The organism is Streptomyces sp. NPDC002623 (assembly GCF_053592635.1).
Genome location: NZ_JBSFWB010000003.1, coordinates 509,154 through 526,209, shown reverse-complemented (window position 1 = coordinate 526,209; position 17,056 = coordinate 509,154). Strand labels below are relative to the sequence as shown.

The following is a 17,056-nucleotide window of genomic DNA, read 5'->3' as shown; positions in this document are numbered from 1 at the left end:
GTGAAACCGGGCGGAACGTAAAACTGTGCTGCGACAGCGTACGGCGTGCCGCCAGGCCGCCCCGGTCCTACGCTCGTTGCATGCCCCGCCGCCACATCCGCGTGACCGGCGCCCCCGAAACTCCCCTCCGGGCCGCCCTCACCGCACTGCGCACCGAGCTCGGGGCGCCCGGCGACTTCCCGCCCGCGGCGCTGGCCGAGGCGGAGCGCGCGGCGCGACGGCCGACGCTCCCGTCCTACGACGCCACGGACATCCCCTTCCTCACCATCGACCCGCCCGCCTCCACCGACCTCGACCAGGCGCTGCACCTCTCCCGACAGGGCGCCGGCTACCGCGTCCGGTACGCCATCGCCGACGTCGCCGCGTTCGTCGTCCCCGACGGAGCGCTGGACGCCGAGGCGCACCGCCGGGTCAACACTCTGTACTTCCCGGACGGCAAGGTTCCGCTGTACCCGGCCGTGCTCAGCGAGGGCGCCGCCAGTCTGCTGCCGGGCCGGATCCGCCCCGCCGCCCTGTGGACGATCGACCTCGACGCGGACGGCCGTACCGTCGCCGTCGACGTCCGGCGCGCCCTGGTCCGCAGCCGCGCCAAGCTCGACTACGCGGGCGTACAGCGCAGGATCGACGACGGGACCGCCGAGGAACTGCTCCGACTACTCCCCGTGGTGGGGAAGTTGCGGGAGGGCCTGGAGGTCGAGCGGGGCGGGATCTCCCTCGACGTGCCCGAGCAGGAGATCGTCGAGCGCGACGACGGCTGTGAGCTGGCCTACCGTGCCTCGCTCCCCGCCGACGGCTGGAACGCGCAGCTCTCCCTCCTCACCGGGATGGCGGCGGCCGACCTGATGCTGGCCTCGGGCACGGGCGTCCTGCGCACGCTGCCCGCCGCTCCCGACGGCGCCGTCGGCCGGCTGCGCCGCACCGCGCACGCCCTGCGCATCGACTGGCCGCACCATGTCTCGTACGCGCAGCTCGTCCGCTCCCTCGACCCGCACGAGCCCCGCAACGCGGCCTTCCTCCAGGAGTGCACGACCCTGCTGCGGGGCGCCGGCTACACCGTCTTCCGGGACGACAAGCTCCCCGACATCACCACCCATGCCGCCGTCGCCGCCGCGTACACCCACTGCACGGCCCCGCTCCGCCGCCTCGCCGACCGCTACGCCACCGAGCTGTGCCTGGCCGCCGTCGCGGACGAGCCCCCGCCCGACTGGGTGCTCGCCGCGCTCGACGCCCTGCCCGAGGAGATGGCGGAGGGCGGGCGGCGCGCGAACGCCGTCGAGCGCGGCTGCGTCGACATCGCCGAGGCCGCCCTGCTCAAGGACCGCCTCGGCGAGGTCTTCGACGGCTGTGTGGTGGACGTGGAGGAGCGCCGTCCGTCCGTCGGGACCGTCCAGCTGGAGTCCCCGGCGGTCATCGGCCGGGTCGAGGGCGACCACCTCCCCCTGGGGGAACGGCTCAGGGTCCGGCTGACCCAGGCCGACCCCGCGACGCGGAAGGTACGGTTCACGCCCGCCTGACGGTCTCGCCCGACGGTCCCGACGCGGCGGTCAGGAGACGGGTGCGACGCGGCGGGTCAGGAGACGGGTGCGACGGGTTCGACGGGGAGGACGCGCTCGACCGGCGCGCCGAACCAGCGCTCCAGGGCCGCGTCGAGCGTGTCGTCGGGACCGTCGGCCGCCGTGTCCGGCGTGCTGTCGGCCGTCGCCGCCCAGGCCACGTACCCGTCCGGCCGCACGAGCAGCGCCGCCGGCTCCGGGCGGCCGGGGGCGACGGTCGTGCGGACGTCCACCCGGTCGCCGTAGCCCTCCGCGCGGGCCCGCAGCTTCGGGTCGTCGGCCAGGTCGAGCAGCAGGGCGCGCCCGCCGTGCAGGTGGTCGGCGAGCCGGGTGCCGTCGGCGAACTCCAGGTCGGGGGCGCTGCGGCCGACCAGCGGATGGTCGCCGGGCAGGTCGTAGTGCTGCCGGACGCCGGAGATCTTCTTGACGAGGTAGGTGGTGCCGTCGACGGTTCCCGCCATGCCGGTCACCACCTCGCGCAGGGCGCGCGCGTGCGACTCGGGGCGCATCAGCGCGATCTGGGCCCGAGTCCACTCCAGCACCCAGGCGCCGATCGGATGGCGTTCCCTCGTGTACGAGTCGAGCAGTCCCTCGGGGGCGTCCCCGCGTACCACCGCCGCGAGCTTCCAGCCGAGGTTCATCGCGTCGCCGACCCCTAGGTTGAGTCCCTGCCCGCCGAACGGCGAGTGCACATGCGCCGCGTCGCCCGCGAGGAGGACCCGGCCCGCGCGATAGGTGCTCGCCTGACGGCAGTTGTCGGTGAACCGGGTCAGCGAGCGCACCTCGCCCACCGTGACGTCCACACCGGTCACGCGGCGCACACTGGCCTGCAACTCCTCGGTGGTGACGGGCGTTTCGCGGTCGGCGGGCGGTCCGTCGAACTCCACGGTCAGGATGCGGCCGGGCATCGGACCGTAGGCGTACGTCCCGGACTTCGTCGTGTTCCAGCCGCCCCGCAGCCCCTCGACGCCGGTCAGGTCGGCGATCGCCTGGTAGCCGGTGATCTCCGGGGGCGTGCCCGGGAAGTCGAACCCGGCGAGCTTGCGCACGGTGCTGCGGCCGCCGTCACATCCGACGAGCCAGCCCGCACGCACGTCCTGCGCACCCGTGAGACGCACCGTGACGCCGCCGCCCTCCCCGGTGTCGCCGGTGTCGCCGGTTCCGTCGGTTCCGTCGGTGTCGAAGCCGGTCAGCTCGACCTGGCGGCGCACCTCCACGCCGAGCTCGCGGGCCCGCTCGCCGAGCAGCCGCTCCAGCGTCGCCTGCGGGATCAGGCCGATGCCGTCGGCCGGACCGAGGTCCGCGAAGGCCGGGTCCGACTCGTCCAGCAGGGCGGCGCTGAGCATGATCCCGGCGAAGTGCCCGGCGAACCTGGGCGGAGGCACGGCCGACGCGGCTGCCGCGGCCGGCTCGCCGCCCCGCGACTTCCGGAACTCATAGGACTCCCGGAACGCCCGGAACCGGTTCATCGCCGCCTCCTGCACCTCCGCGAGCGCGGGCAGCAGTCCACGCCGGTAGAGGGCGACGGCCGTCGGGGAGTTGATCGCGCCGGCCTTGATCGTCTCGTCCACCTCGGCCAGCCGCTCGACGACCAGCGTCCGCGCCCCGCCGAGCGCCAGCTCGCAGGCCAGCATCAGCCCGACCGGCCCGGCACCGGCCACCACCACGTCGTACTCCGTCACACCGTCACTCATCACACCGTCGCTCATCACGCCGTCATCCGTCATGAATTTCACTTTAGTCACTAAAAGTTTGTGGCCGCTATAGTTTTCCTCATGGTGGAGGAAAAGAAAGCGGAACCGTCCCTTCGGGAGCGCAAGAAGCAGGCCACGCGGCAGCGGATCTCGAACGTGGCGACGGGCCTGTTCGTGGCGCGCGGCTTCGACGAGGTGACCGTCGCGGAGGTCGCCCGGGTGGCGGAGGTGTCCGCGATGACCGTCTTCAACTACTTCCCGCGCAAGGAGGACCTCTTCCTCGACCGCATCCCCGAGGCCGTCGAACTCTTCACGGAGGCGGTACGGCGACGAGGCCCCGACGAGAGCCCGCTCGCCGCCCTCCGCGCCCTCGCGCTCCGACTCCTGGGCCGGCGGCACCCGTTGGGCGGGCTCGACGACGACTTCGCGCACTTCTGGCGGATCGTCGTCGACTCGCCGGCCCTGCGGGCCCGGGCCCGCGAGGGGGTCGAGGAGGTGGAGGAGGCCCTGGCGCGGACCCTCGCGGAGACCGCCCCCGAGCTCCCCGACCCGCACCTGGCCGCCGCCGTGACGGTCGCGGCGTACCGCGCGGTCTACGTCGCCACGGCGCGCCGCATGCTGGCGGGGGAGCGGGCGGCGACGCTCGTGGACGGACATCGGGCGCGCCTGGAGGCGGCCTTCGACGCGCTGGAGGGGGTGTTCGGGACGGGAGCCTGACGTCCGACGTCCAACGTGTCCAGCGGCATGGAACCGCGGCCCGAAAGCGTTGCAGTCCCAGAGGCACGAAGGGGTCGGCAGAGCATGAGGGGGATCGGCGCGTGAGCGGTGAACAGGCTGTGAGCCGCGAACGGGCTGCGAGCCGCGAGCGGGCCGTGAGCCGCGAACGGGCTGCGAGCCGGGAACAGGCTGTGAGCCAGGAGCGGGCTGTGAGCCGGGAGCAGGCGTTGTGGACGAGAGCCCGGCTGGGCCGCTGCGGCCCGCCCCTCGACCTGCTCACCGCCCGCTTCGACAAGCACGTCTACGCCCCGCACGCCCACGACGAGTTCACCGTCGGCGTCTGCGTCGGCGGCTCCGAGGTCATCGACTACCGCGGCGGCCACATCCGCAGCGGCCCGGGCGCCATCATCGTCCTGGCCCCGGGCGAGATGCACACCGGCGGCCCCGGCAACGACACCGACGGCTACGCCTACCGTGCGCTCTACGCGACCCCGGGGCTGCTCGGCGACGGCGCCCTCGGCACCGGAGTCCCACACTTCCGCGACGCCGTCGTGGACGACCCGGAACTGGCCGCCGCCCTGCGCCGCGCCCACACGGAACTGGCCGCCTGCCCCGACCCGCTGGAGGCCGAGTCCCGCTTCCCGTGGCTGCTGACGGCCCTGGCCCGCCGCCACTCCACGGCCCGTGCGGTCACCGACACCGTCCCCGGCGCCGACCGCATCGCCCACACCGTACGAGACCGGCTGGCCGACGAGCTGGTCGAGCCGCCCTCCCTGGCCGAAATGGCCGCCGACCTGGACCTGTCCCGCTACCAGCTCCTGCGGGCCTTCCGTACGACGATGGGGATCCCGCCCTACGCCTGGCTGGCCCAGCACCGGGTGGCCCGCGCCCGCGGCCTGCTGGAAGCCGGACTGCGACCGGCCGAGGTGGCGATCCTGGTCGGCTTCGCGGACCAGGCGCACCTGACCCGCTGGTTCCGCCGGGTGCTGGGGGTGACCCCGGCGGCGTACCGCAACAGCGTTCAAGACGGACGTCGCTGAAACGGTGAGCATGGCCGTATGACTGCACGTGGCTGGTTTCTGTTCTCCCTGATGGGAGTGGTCTGGGGCATCCCCTATCTGCTGATCAAGGTGGCGGTGGAGGACCTCTCCCCGTCCATGGTCGTGTTCACGCGCTGTGCGCTGGGCGCGCTGCTCCTGTTGCCGTTCGCGATCCGCCAGGGCGGCCTGATCCGCACCGTCCGGGCGCACTGGGCGCCCATGCTGGCCTTCGCGTGCATCGAGATCGTGGGCCCCTGGTTCACACTGACGGACGCCGAGCGGCACCTGTCGAGCTCCACCGCCGGCCTGCTGATCGCGGGCGTCCCGATCGTCGGCGTCCTGGCGGCCCGCTTCTTCGGCGACACGGAGGTACTGGGCGCCCGGCGGATCACCGGCCTGGCCCTGGGCCTGGCGGGCGTCGGCGTGCTCACGGTCCCGCACCTGACGGGAGGGGATGTGAAGTCGCTGGGCGAGGTGCTGCTGACGGTGATCGGCTACGCCACGGCCCCCCTGATAGCCGCCCGCCGCCTCAAGGACGTCCCCACCCTCCAACTGATCGCCCCCTGCCTGACCCTGACCGCCTTGATCTACGCCCCCGCGGCGGCGGCGTCCTGGCCGTCCACACTCCCGTCGACAGAGGTCCTCGCCTCCCTCGCAGCCCTCGGAGCAATCTGCACGGCAGTCGCCTTCGTGGCCTTCCTCGAACTGATCAAGGAGATCGGCCCGACCCGCTCGACGGTCATCACGTACGTCAACCCGGCGGTGGCGGTGGCGGTGGGCGCACTCTTCCTGGACGAACGCCTCACGGCGGGCATCGTGGCCGCGTTCCTCCTGATCCTGGCGGGTTCGGTGCTGGCGACGGCGGGCGGTCCGGGCAAGGGCACCCGCCCGGTAACATGGTCGACACGGCAGACGAGCCGGGCGGACGGCCGCGTGGAGTCCCCTTAGGGGGCTTCCCGAGGAACGTCCGGGCTCCACAGGGCAGGGTGATGGCTAACGGCCACCCGGGGTGACCCGCGGGACAGTGCCACAGAAAACAAACCGCCCGGCGCTTCGGCGCTGGGTAAGGGTGAAACGGTGGTGTAAGAGACCACCAGTGCCCAGGGCGACCTGGGCAGCTAGGTAAACCCCACCCGGAGCAAGGTCAAAAGGAAACACCCCGGTGTTTCTGCGTGGACGCCCGAGGGCTGCCCGCCCGAGTCCACGGGTAGACCGCACGAGGCCGGCGGCAACGCCGACCCTAGATGGATGGCCGTCTCCCCGGCCGCCGCGAGGCAGCCGGGCGACAGAACCCGGCGTATAGCCCGACTCGTCTGCCGCTAAGCCCCCCCGATCAGCGAAAGGGCTGGGCGTAGCACTGTTCGCCTGATTGTCGGCACCTTACCCGTAGTTGCGTCCCAGTAGACGCTGCAGGAACGGACTCGGCGTACCGTGCCAGAAGATGTCGAGGCTGTCGCGCGCCCTGGTCGCTGCCACGAACAGGAGAGATTGCGCCCGCTGAGCTTCCCGGCGATAGCGCGTGGGGTCCGTCCGGCGCAGCTGGTTCACCTGTTCGCGGGGGACCAGGCCGTCGCTGACTCCAGCGATGATCATGCGCTGGTACTCCAGCCCCTTGAACCGGAACATGGTACCGATGTGGATTCCGGGCTCGCCCCGAGCGCCGTCGGCGCCGATCTCCAAGGCTCGGATGCCGTGTTCCCCCAGCGTGCTCCCCAGCTCGCTCGCCATCTGGTTGGTGGGGACGCAGATGGCGATCTGCTCGTGCGCGATCCGTTCGTCCGGATGGGCGTCCCAGGCCAGGATGTGCACGGCGATCGCCTCGCGCTCCGACCGCCAGTCGGGGCACGGGTGCATACCGGGCGTGCCCCCGCTGAGCACGGAACGGTACCCGGCGAGGGTCTCCGAGCTTCCGTCGAGGTCGTCGTAGGTCTCCTCGCCCAGTACCTCCAGTGCGGAGCGCAGGATCTGCCGCGTCGTTCGGTAGCTGAGGCTCAGCTTCGCGGACCGCCCGCGGATGTTGATGCCGAGGCTGCCGAGTGTCACCTGGTTCTTGTAGATGCGCTGGTGGGTGTCGCCGACCAGGAACAGGTCGTCCGTGTCGCGGGCCGCCATCGCGCGCAGCATCTTCCAGTGTGCGGGGCGCAGGTCCTGCGCCTCGTCGACCACGATGTGCCTGTACCGGTAGCGCAGCCAGCCGCCAGAGCCGTCCTGGAGGTGGATGTTGTCCAGGCCGCCCGCCTCCTCCCGCTGGCGTTCGATGGCGCGGATGCGCTGTTCCCGCCCTATCTCCAGGCGGGCGGCACGCTCGGCTACTTGGTCCCACGTCTGACGTCCGAGCCGGTCCAGGCGCTGGGTGAAGCGCTCGGCAAGCTGCCAGATGGCGGCTCGTTCCGCCCGGCCCACGTTCTTGCCCCGTCCGGCGCGGCGGGCCCGGAAGTAGTCGGTGCGGGTGCCGACGGCCTGCCCGAGGATGACCTGTGTCCACTCGTCGTGGAGGAACTCCGCGTCCCAGTCGCTCTCGCCGAGTTCGTCGAGCATCGCCCGCCATTCTCGTACGGCCTGGCTGTCGTCGATGGTCTGCTTACGGCTGCCGGGCTCGGCTTCCCGTACGACACGCAGAGCGAGCTGGTCGACGTGGCTCACCTCTACCCGCGACACCAGTTGCTCGCCGCCCAGCTCCAGGAGCCGAGAGCGCAGGTCGGCGGCAAGGTTCTTGTTGTAGGTGGTCAGCAATACGGGCTTGGTGTGACCGGGCGGCAGCTGGGACACGAGGTGTCGGACGCGGTGCAGGGCGACGATCGTCTTGCCGGTACCGGGACCGCCGCCGACGCGAGCCGGGCCGGAGTAGCGGCGTTCGACCAGCTTGGACTGGGCGGGGTGGAGGAAGACCTTCCAACGGCCGAAGTCTCCGGCCTCCAGCGCCTCGCGCAGTGCGTCATCGGACGTGGTGACGACCGTGGCGGGCCGCTCGGCGGCCGTCCGGAAGTCCTCGGTGTCTACGGGGTCCGGGGCAGCGACGGGTGCGGTGACCTCGTCCCGTACCTCTTCGAAGGGCTTTCCGTCGTACAGCGAGAGCAGGACCTCACCGGTGAGCTGCGGCGCGTATTCGATCAGCCCGAGGAGCTGCTCCTCTGTGGTGAGAGTGCGGATGACCGGCACCAAAGGCTCTGCCACACCGAGCTCACTCAACTGCGCGTCGCTCCAAGCGGCGAACAGCGGCTGGGCGGAGGTGGGCGCGGCTTCGGCGGGCGCGGATGTGGGGGAGGCGGGTGACGGTCCCTGCGGCGGAATGCGTCGCAGGATGCTGTCCTCCACCACCTGGAGGTCGACGTACTCGATGCCACCGGTGACATGGTTGATGCCGTAGGCCAGCCGGTCGTAGACCTCCTTACGGTGCTTGACCGAGACGACGAGCCAGTCGTCCTCGGCCAGTCGGAGCAGCAGTGCCCGGTACTCGTCGTTGATGCGTGCGGACCAGATTCTGCTGTCACCCTTGAGCTGCTTGAGCTTCAGCCCTGGGGTGCGCGGATTGTCCTTGAACTTGTGCTGGAAGTCGAACAGGGCGCCCTTGACCGTGCGCGGCAGCCGGAGGATCTCCTTGTCCGCCTTGTCGAGCAGGCGCAGCGTCACGCCCCCGGTCCTCGTCATGCCGACTCCCCGTTCTCGTTCTTGTTCTCGTCATGTCCGGTCGTATCCATGCCCGGCCGGGCATGATCCGTGAGGCAGTTCGCAGGCCGCTCGCCGTTGACGCCGAGACGTCCGGCGATCTCCTCCGCGGTCCATCCGCCTGCCGGCCGTACGTCCCACTGCGCGGCTGCGAAGGCACGGTCGCGGTCATGGGCCTCGATGTCCGGTTCTTCGGCCGTGCCCTGCGGTGCCAGGACCACACCCAGCCGGGCGTGTGGCCAGGCCAGTTCGGCCTGCCAGCCGTGCTCGTCGAGTTCGAAGCCGTCCTCGGGAGCAGGAACGCCCAGCTCAGCGAGCGCGTGGGCCAGTTCGGCAAGCCCTGCCTCGTCGGGGTCCACGTACTCCAGTACGGCGTCCCAGGCGTCATCGCGCTTCGGCCGGGACCCGGAGGGCGTTTCGTCGGCGGTTGTCGCTGGTACTGCGGGCAGTCCGGTCGTGACGGCCACTGGCGGCAGGCTGTCCGGTTCCCGTGCTGAGCCGTCGGTGGCGGCCGCGACGATCCGGGTCGAGGACAGCCACCCCGCTCCGCCGGTCACGGTGAGCACATCGGCGGAGAAGCCGTCCAGCAGCGTGGTGGTGAGCTGTGCGCTGTCACCTCCGCCATGCTCCAGGAACTGCAGCACGTTGCTCCAGTACAGCCAGGCCCGCCAACGCCGCTTGTGGGTCTTCTCGTCCGCGACGGCGTGGGCGCTGTCGTCCAGGAGCGTCAGCCCGGTCCAAGCCGGTGGCCGGTGCCGTACGTCGGCGACCAGGACGAGTCGGCATCCGGACCGGTCTGTCGCCGTCAGGACGCGCAGGGGCCCCTGAGGCGCGCCGGAGTGTTCGCCGCGCAGCGCCGCTTCGACGACCCGACCCACCGCGTCCGCTCGCACCGCTGTGTCCCGCAGCCCAGGTGTCCCGAGGAGCCCGGCGACTGCGGCCTCGGCCCGGTGGTGCCACCGCCCGGCATCGGGGGCGCGGAGGTACGCGAGCAGCAGTTCGGCCGGGTTGATCCACACGGTCTCCGAAAGCTCGCCGGGGAGGCCGCCGCGCGTGCGCTCGTAATAGGCGCGTGCCCGCTTCTGCGCTTCCTGGTCATAGGGCAACCACACCGGGTCTGCGGGAGCGACCCCGGCGTATCCGGTGTCACGAACCCGGTTCCCCCACTCCTTGATGTCGTGGTACGTCAGCTGGAACACCCTTAGCCCGTCCGCCCTGAGCCGCGCGCGCTTCGTCGCGTCGTCGGCGAGACGGTTGTGCTCGGTGCTCGCGTGGTAGCGGTACCCGTCCAGATAGACGGCGAGCCGTGGGCCCGGTGCGTCGAGCCGCTCGAAGAGTACGTCGGGCCGGGTTCCGTCGAGGACGCGCTGCTGAGAGACCCGCCAGCTCAAGGTCGTTCCGTCACCGGTGGTCAGTCGCAGATCCAGCGCCCGCGTGCCCGCCGGCGTGGTGTACGTGTCCGCCGTCGCCCGGGACTCGGGGTGTTTCGCCCACTCCTCGAGTGTGTCGACGAACATGACCTCCAAGTCGCTCTCCGCCTGCCGTTCCAGCGGGATCTGACGGGTCGTCGATACCGGCGTGGTCTGCCAGCGTTCGCCGTGGGCACCGAGGAGTTCGTCCAGCATGGACTGCACTTCGCGGCGGGAGACACGGTCGTAGTCCGACGGCGGCACCCTGCGCAGCAGGCACTGGTGGCAGCCGTCCAGCTCCTTCTGCTGGCAGGCGCAGTTGTCGATCACTTCGCGCGCCTTGAGGAGTACTTCGCGGAACCCGTCTGCGGACGCCAGCCGGTGCAGATAGCCGGTGCCGCCGGGCAACCGGTCGTAGACGACGAGGAAGCGCCGCGGGAAGTCGGCGCCGAGTTGGTCCGGGCTGTCCGGCATTGAGGCGGCGGCGATGTCGATGTGGTCGGGGTCGCCGCCGTAGCGTGCCGCGATACCGGCGAACAGCGCCGCGGTGAATGAGGCGAGCCGTTCCCGGGCCCGTGTCACCGAGGCGGGCAGCAGGATCCTTACGGCTTCCGTGGTCAGCTCGTGGGCCAGCAGCAGCGGTACATCCTGGCCCGCCGCCCCTTGTCCCTCTCCGCGCCCGGAGCCGTGCGTGCGCCGCCTGGGGCACCACAGCAGATGGTGGGCGCTGCCCTTCGTGGCAGCGGCCCCCGAGTCGGTCAGCGCGTGCTGGGGCTGGTCGACGACCGGTCGGCCCTCCGCCGTCGCGCCGCCGCAGGTCGTGCAGACGTAGAACGGATTGATCCGTACTTCCTCGCCGGCCAGCGGCACCGTGGAGCTGCCGTCCTGCCGGTCGAGGCCCAGGTTCAGCGTTCTGATGACGGCTCTACGGGAGAAGTCCACGCCGAAGGTCGCCGTGTCGTGCCGCCAGGAGTCGATGGCCAGGTGGTCGGGGTCGATGTCCACGGTGGTGAGCACCGCGTACTGCCGGCGGGCCCGCTCGTCGCGGTCGTCCCGCACACGGGCGTCGTCCCGCTTGTCCCGAGCGACGACCCGGCGGGGCTGGAGCACGTACTGGACGCAGCCCGCGTCGGCGATCTCCCGCCCGTCGCAGCGCGGGCAGGGCGAGGTGTCGGTCTGCGCGTTCTGCGTACGCACGTATCCGCAGGAAGGGCAGAGCCGCCACACCGACCAGGCGCGGCGCTCCGGACTGCCGATGTCGAGGGCGCGCACCACATGTTTGTAGCCGTTGACGTAGAAGCTGTTGCCGGGGGCCAGTTCGGTGAGGGCCGCTTTGCGGGAGCGTTCGTAGTCGCGGGTCTCGCTGCGATGGACGCGCTCCGCACCGGCGGGCGGCCTGGCTTCCCTCGGGGCTCCTGTCTCGACAGGGTCGTCACTGTCCGAGGGAACCTCGGACCAATACAGGGTGGCCTCCAACTGGGTCGTGGTGTCGGCCAGGCTGTAATTCGGAAGGAGTCCCAGTTCGACGAGCGTGCCGTGCGCGCTGGTCCGGCTCAGCTCCCGCAGCAGGTCCCCGGTGCTGCGGCGCTCGGCGACCAGCTCCCGCCGTTCCCGGTCCTGGACCTCGTCGGTACGGGCCAGGGAGTCGACAGCCTCGTCGATCGCGGCGATCCTGCGCCGCAATTCCTCCCGCCGCCCCGTCCAGTCCTCCTCCGCCTCCTGGAGGGCCCGTACGACGCCGCCGGTCGCGTACTTCCGGAGTTCGTCGGCGGCGTGCGGGGACACTCCGGAGTCATCGCCGTCCGGAGCGGCGAGGCCGTCCGAGGCCGGCGTGGTGGGGGTGCCGCTCCCGGGAAACAGATTCAGAAACCGCTCGACGAGCGTCGCCCCGTGTGTCTGTGCGGCGTCCGCGAGGTCCTGGCACCAGCCCGTCGTACCGAACAGTGCGGAGGCCAAGCGGGGTACCGGCTGCAGGCGCTCGCCGTCCGCGGTCGTGAGCTCGCCGCGTGCGGCGAGGTCCAGCAGCCACGCGGTGTACTGGCGGCGCAGGATCTCCACCGCCGACAGGTAGCAGCCCGGCGGCACGATGTCGCCCGCGATCATCTCTCGCGGCTGGTCCAGGTAGTACAGATCCCGGGCGCGACGTCCGCCGAAGGCGACCACCAGCGCGTTGCCCGTCTTTCGCCCCGCGCGGCCCGACTGCTGCACGTAGTTCGCGGGACCCTTCGGCAGTGAGCCGATCAGCACGGCCGAGAGGTCACCGATGTCGATGCCGAGTTCCAGCGTGGGGGTGCAGGACAGCACGTTGGGGTCGGTGTAGTGCGTGCCTGCCCGGAAGGTCCGTTCTACCTGCTCCCGCTGCGCACGGGTCAGCATGCCTGTGTGCTCGGCCGTCACGACGCGGAAGGTGCCACCGGTCAGGTACAGCCGCCGGTAGTAGTCGTTCGTGTAGTCGCGCTCCTGGAGGGCACCGAAGCCCGCGCCGGTGACGCCCCCGCTGCCGCCGTGCGAGTCGATCGGCGTCGAGCGGTGCGTGCCTGGCTGCGGCGGTGTCAGGTACCCCTTGCACCGGTAGCGCGGGCACGGGTGGCCGTACCAGCGGGTGCGCCGCTCCGGCGGTACGACCTGCTGCCAGCCGCAGTCTTCGCACGCCACGAACGCCTTGTTGACGATCGAGTCGTCCAGCAGCCGTACCTGGATGTGGCCGGGCTGGAGACCGTAGACGCGCGTGGTGCGGTCCTTCGCCGTCCGCGCGCTGAGCACATGCTCCTCGGCGAGGGCGGGCAGCAGTCGGCGGAGGTACTCGGTGGCCCCGGCAGCGTCCAGCCCGAGGCAGCGGCGGGTCCAGTCCTGGAACCAGGCCTGCCGACCGGTGATCACGTCGAACTCGGTTCTGTCCTTCTGCCCGTCCAGCAGGAACCGCGGCGGGGCGACCCCTTCGGGGAAGGCGGGCATGCCGTCGGGCCGCCGTCCGCTGATGAGGAACCGGTCGGCGCCGGCCTCCCGCATCCACTGCTCCAGCCAACGGTGCCGGACCGCGCCGCGCAGCCGCAGCCGCTCCAGCAGGCCCCGCACATAGGCGAGATACCGCTCGGGTGTCGGGAGCCCACCTGTCATCACCATCTGGCCCGGCAACGCGAGGTGCAGATCGCGGGCGAGGTCGGTGACTCGCGCAGGGTTCTCGACGACGACCTCGGCGGCGGCCGTCCGCGTGAGTTCCAGGGTGCGGCCGAGCCGTGACCGCAGCCCGAACTCCATGACCGTGGCGAACGCCAGCCGTTCACCGATCAGCCGCCAGGTACGGGCGTCTCCGGTGCCGCGACCCGACAGCACCCGGTCGACGCCTGGCTCGTCGTGCAGATCCGGTGGGACCACGGCGGCCAGTGCCTCGGGATCGTCCACCGAGTCGAGGACGTTACCGATGAGGTCGTTGAGCGCGGTCGCCGCCCCGGACTCGTCGAGATTGTGCGCGAGCAGCGACCTCAGCGAGAACTTGTACGAGGCGTTGGCGACGTATCCGGCGCGGTGCGCGGCGTCCTGCGTGGAGTCGTTGAACAGCAGCGTCTTGCGTTCCTCCGGTACCAGCGCGATGTCTCCGCCCGTGAAGAGCTGGGTGACCGTGGCCGAGGCCAGCGCCGCCTGCGCCGTACCGAGGAACCGGATGCTGTTGTCGGTGTTGCACGCCGGACAGCGGTCGTCCTTGGCCGCCTTGTCGGCGGTCTTCTTGTCGAGCAGCGCGAGCGCGAACCAGGCGTCCATCAGGTCCCCGTCGTCTCCCGCCGTCGGCAGCCGATAGGTGCCCTGCGCCCCGTCGAGCACGACCACGGAGAGCGGATCGACGCCGCTGCCCGCGGGCAGGCGACCGGCCAGCGCGTCGAGCGCCTGGCGTCGCTCTGGCTCGGTCGCGGACACGAAGTAGCGGATGCGGCGCTTGTCGCGGCCGACGCCGGCCCGCCAGATCCGGTCCTGGGCCATGACGAGTTGCTGTGGATCTGCCTCCGGGGACAGCGCGGCCCAGCCGGATCGCCCACACGCGCGGCAGTACACGGCAGGTAGGTGCACCTGCGCGGGGCGCACCGCCGTATCCGTGCCCGCCAGAGGCTGCGGCCGGTTCGCGCCGCCCGAGGACCCATTGCCGGCGGAGGGACCGTCCTCCTCGTCCGAAGGGGGAGCGGCGGCCAGGGCAGCGCGGCGGGCCTGCGCGCGGTCGTCCTCGTACCAGCGGAACTCCGGTGTCCGGCCGACCCCACGCAGCACACGCCGCACCGGCCGCACCCAGAGATGGGCTTCCACGTGCAGCAGGGGACGCGGACGCCGTTCGTCGGAATCGGGGTCCCGGGCGACGGACAGCAGGGCCACGAAGCGGGCCAGGGCTTGCAGCACCAGCTGCGGATTCTCCCGGGCGGTGCGCCCCCAGGCGTATCCGAATCGCGCGAGCCGGTCCCGTAGGCCCCACTCGTCCAGCGGTTCGCCGTCGAGCAGTGCGAGCACGCCCTGCGTGAAGTCGTGCCGCTTCAGCAGACGGCCGATACGGAACGCGTCGAGGCCCTGCCGCCCCAGCATGCGGGCGGCGAGCCCGTCCAGGTCCAGCAGGTCCGGCTTCGACTCCACACCGACGCCGCCCGACGCCGCGATGACCTCCTGTGGAGTGGGCGGCTCGGGAAGCGCGTAGTCGACCTCGCCGGTGAACTGCTCGGCGGTCATCCGCTCCTCGCCGATGACGGCGTCCGCCGTGAACGGCATGCCGAACACCTGCCCTGCCACGTCCAGGATGCCCCCCGCGGACGTTCCCGTGCGCCCCGCCCCGAGCGTCGCGGAGGTCGCCACGGGGCAGATCCGCCCAAGCGGCCGGTCCGGCCGTGTCGCACCGACCGCCGTCGCCAGCCGGCGCAGCAGCATGGCCACGTCGGTGCCCTGAGCGCCGTCGTACGTGTGGAACTCGTCCAGCACCACGTACGCGACGTCCGCGCCTTCCCACAGGGCCCGGTCCTCACCGCGCTGCAGCAGCAGGTCCAGCATCTTGTAGTTGGTGATCAGTACGTCCGGCGGGGAGACACGCATCTCCTCGCGCCGTGTCATGACCCGCCGGAAGTCGGTGTCCGGCCGGTCGCCGATGTACAGCCCCGCGGTCACCTGGGCGAGGTCGGGCGCGGCCAGATAGTCGCTGATGCGGCCCGCCTGGTCGGTGGCGAGCGCGTTCATCGGATACAGCAGTACGGCCTTCACACCGCGCCGCCCGAGAGCCTTCTGTCGTCGGCAGTGGTCGAGCACCGGCACCAGGAACGACTCCGTCTTGCCGGAACCCGTGCCGGTCGTCACGAGCGTCGGCTCGGCCGCCCTGCCGCCCAGCGTGCTGAGCCGCTGCCACGCCTTGGCCTGGTGCCGCCACGGCGTGAACCCGGGTTGCCACTCCAGATGCCGCTCCCACCCGTCGTCCGCTTTGTGGAACGGCGTCCTGATCCGCAGGTACGGCCCCCGGAAGATCCCCGACTCGGGGTCCCCCAGGAACCGCTCCAGAGCCCGCCGGGTGTCGTCGTCGGCGAGCGCGTAGGTCGTCGTGAGGTACTGCGTCAGACTGCCCCGAAGCTGGGCGGCGGCCAGAGTGGGTTTCACGACGCTCCCCTTACGTCTGCGGATCCCGGGGCGCTCGCGCGGCAGCGGTCGCCCCGTGTGGTGCGGATCAACCGTATAGGGCAGGTCGGACAGTGTGTGACGGGGCGGGTACACCGGGGCCCGTTCCCGTCGGAAGAGGCTGTGACAGCCGTGCTCCTCGTCGAAGCGTGGCTGATTGGCGCCCTTTCGGGCTTTCCTCACTGGTTTCACCCTGAAGGAAGTCGGTCGAAGGAAGTCGAAGTAGGTCGAAGGAAGCGCGAGAGCGCGCAGAACGCAGGCGAGCGAAGAAGAACCGAGCACGGGCAGCGCCGAGGGGGAACGCCATGTCCGTACCGCTGTACGTTCCCGTCCTGCCGACCCGGCCGCACGCGGCGGCCGCCTACCGCGGGCTGGCGCCGGACGTACAGCGTCAGGTCGCTCCGCTGTGGACGCTGCCACCCCGCATCGGCATGCTCCCGAAACCACTGGCCGAACGCTTGGCCAAGGAGGCCGGCGATGTCTCCACCGCACAGCGCTTGGGCTCCGGGTGGCTGGACGCACCTTTCGCCGACGAGGACGAGGCAGCGGTACTGGCCGACGTCCTGGCCCCCGAGTGGTGGGACCACCGCAACCTGCGGCCGGTCACCGGACCCGGCCGCCCCGGCGCCCAGCAGTCACTCGCGCTGGCCGCGGCTCGCCACCGAGAGGACGGACTCGGTATTCGTATACGGCTCCCCGGCGACTGGAACGACCGCACGGTCTCGGACGTTGCCGCGCTGCTCGACCGGATGCCCGAGGACCACCCCGCCGACCTGTTCCTCGACCTCGCCACCGTCCTGCCCGACCGCCCCGATGCCGCCAAGGAGGCTGTGCGAGCCCTGGACACCCTGGTCCCACTCACCTCCTGGCGCACGGTGACCGTCATGGCCGGAGGCTTCCCCGAACCGCCCGAAGACTTCCGGGAGGGCGTCCCGTACGAGGCCCCCCGCACGGACTGGGAGGCGTGGCACGAGATCCGGCACAGCGAACGCCCGTATCTGCCCCGACTGCGCTACGGCGACTACGGCATCCATCCTGCTGCCTACGTCACCCAGCCCCCGCCTTCGCGCGACGGGGGCCCGCCATGGGGTGCTCTCCGCTACACGACGACCCGTTCCTACCACCTGTCCAAGGTGCCGCACGGCAGGCAGTACGACGATGCCAACCGGGAGGCCGCGCGCTGTATCACCAGCCTCGCGGACTTCCGTGGTGTGGCCGAGGGAGCGGGGGAGAGGTGGTTGCGCGACCGGACGGAAGGCTCCGTCAGCCCCGGCAATCACTCCACGTGGAACAAGGTGGGCAACATCCAGCACATGACGTTCATGGTGCGGAGCCTTGGCCTGTGA

7 protein-coding genes, 1 other RNA gene and 1 pseudogene are annotated in these 17,056 nt (G+C 71.4%); 6 read left to right on the top strand and 3 right to left on the bottom strand.

Annotation, left to right across the window (positions count from 1 at the left end):
- The first annotated feature begins 80 nt into the window (after positions 1-80).
- The gene (locus tag ACWD4O_RS07925) at positions 81-1,514 is read left to right on the top strand and encodes an RNB domain-containing ribonuclease (protein WP_451278472.1); all 1,434 of its coding nucleotides are present in this window, start codon (positions 81-83) and stop codon (positions 1,512-1,514) included.
- Positions 1,515-1,570: 56 nt separating this feature from the next.
- On the opposite strand, the gene ACWD4O_RS07920 is transcribed toward ACWD4O_RS07925, so the two are convergent.
- A complete protein-coding gene (locus ACWD4O_RS07920; protein ID WP_451278470.1) occupies positions 1,571-3,280 on the bottom strand; it encodes an FAD-dependent monooxygenase in 1,710 nt (569 codons plus the stop codon).
- A 48-nt stretch (positions 3,281-3,328) separates the two neighbouring features.
- Between ACWD4O_RS07920 and ACWD4O_RS07915 the strand changes: the two genes are divergently transcribed.
- The 4 genes and pseudogenes from ACWD4O_RS07915 (at position 3,329) to rnpB (ending at position 6,320) form a co-directional block, all read left to right on the top strand.
- Positions 3,329-3,964 carry a TetR/AcrR family transcriptional regulator gene (locus tag ACWD4O_RS07915; protein ID WP_451278468.1) on the top strand — a complete coding sequence of 212 codons (636 nt, stop codon included), beginning with the start codon at positions 3,329-3,331 and terminating at the stop codon, positions 3,962-3,964.
- Positions 3,965-4,155: 191 nt separating this feature from the next.
- Entirely contained in the window at positions 4,156-5,004 is an 849-nt protein-coding gene (locus tag ACWD4O_RS07910; protein WP_451278466.1) for an AraC family transcriptional regulator, read from the top strand.
- A gap of 18 nt (positions 5,005-5,022) precedes the next feature.
- Positions 5,023-5,802, top strand: a pseudogene (locus ACWD4O_RS07905) (DMT family transporter); the annotation flags it as partial.
- Positions 5,803-5,917: 115 nt separating this feature from the next.
- An RNA gene (rnpB, locus tag ACWD4O_RS07900) (RNase P RNA component class A) lies at positions 5,918-6,320 on the top strand.
- 64 nt (positions 6,321-6,384) lie between these two features.
- Here the strand turns inward: rnpB and ACWD4O_RS07895 are convergent.
- Positions 6,385-8,652, bottom strand: a complete 2,268-nt coding sequence (locus ACWD4O_RS07895; protein ID WP_451278464.1) for a UvrD-helicase domain-containing protein — start codon at positions 8,650-8,652, stop codon at positions 6,385-6,387.
- Complete coding sequence (locus tag ACWD4O_RS07890) at positions 8,649-15,692, bottom strand: DEAD/DEAH box helicase (RefSeq protein ID WP_451278462.1); 7,044 nt, start codon at positions 15,690-15,692, stop codon at positions 8,649-8,651. The genes ACWD4O_RS07895 and ACWD4O_RS07890 overlap by 4 nt, the downstream gene beginning before the upstream one ends.
- Positions 15,693-16,015: 323 nt before the next feature.
- On the opposite strand from ACWD4O_RS07890, the gene ACWD4O_RS07885 reads away from it, so the two are divergent.
- Positions 16,016-17,056 carry a beta family protein gene (locus ACWD4O_RS07885; RefSeq protein WP_451278460.1) on the top strand — a complete coding sequence of 347 codons (1,041 nt, stop codon included), beginning with the start codon at positions 16,016-16,018 and terminating at the stop codon, positions 17,054-17,056.

Bases quoted from the DNA above. Each gene is read 5' to 3' on its own strand.
- ACWD4O_RS07925 (WP_451278472.1), top strand. From the start codon at position 81: ATGCCCCGCCGCCACATCCGCGTGACCGGCGCCCCCGAAACTCCCCTC.
- ACWD4O_RS07920 (WP_451278470.1), bottom strand. From the start codon at position 3,280: ATGACGGATGACGGCGTGATGAGCGACGGTGTGATGAGTGACGGTGTG.
- ACWD4O_RS07915 (WP_451278468.1), top strand. From the start codon at position 3,329: ATGGTGGAGGAAAAGAAAGCGGAACCGTCCCTTCGGGAGCGCAAGAAG.
- ACWD4O_RS07895 (WP_451278464.1), bottom strand. From the start codon at position 8,652: ATGACGAGGACCGGGGGCGTGACGCTGCGCCTGCTCGACAAGGCGGAC.
- ACWD4O_RS07885 (WP_451278460.1), top strand. From the start codon at position 16,016: ATGTCCGTACCGCTGTACGTTCCCGTCCTGCCGACCCGGCCGCACGCG.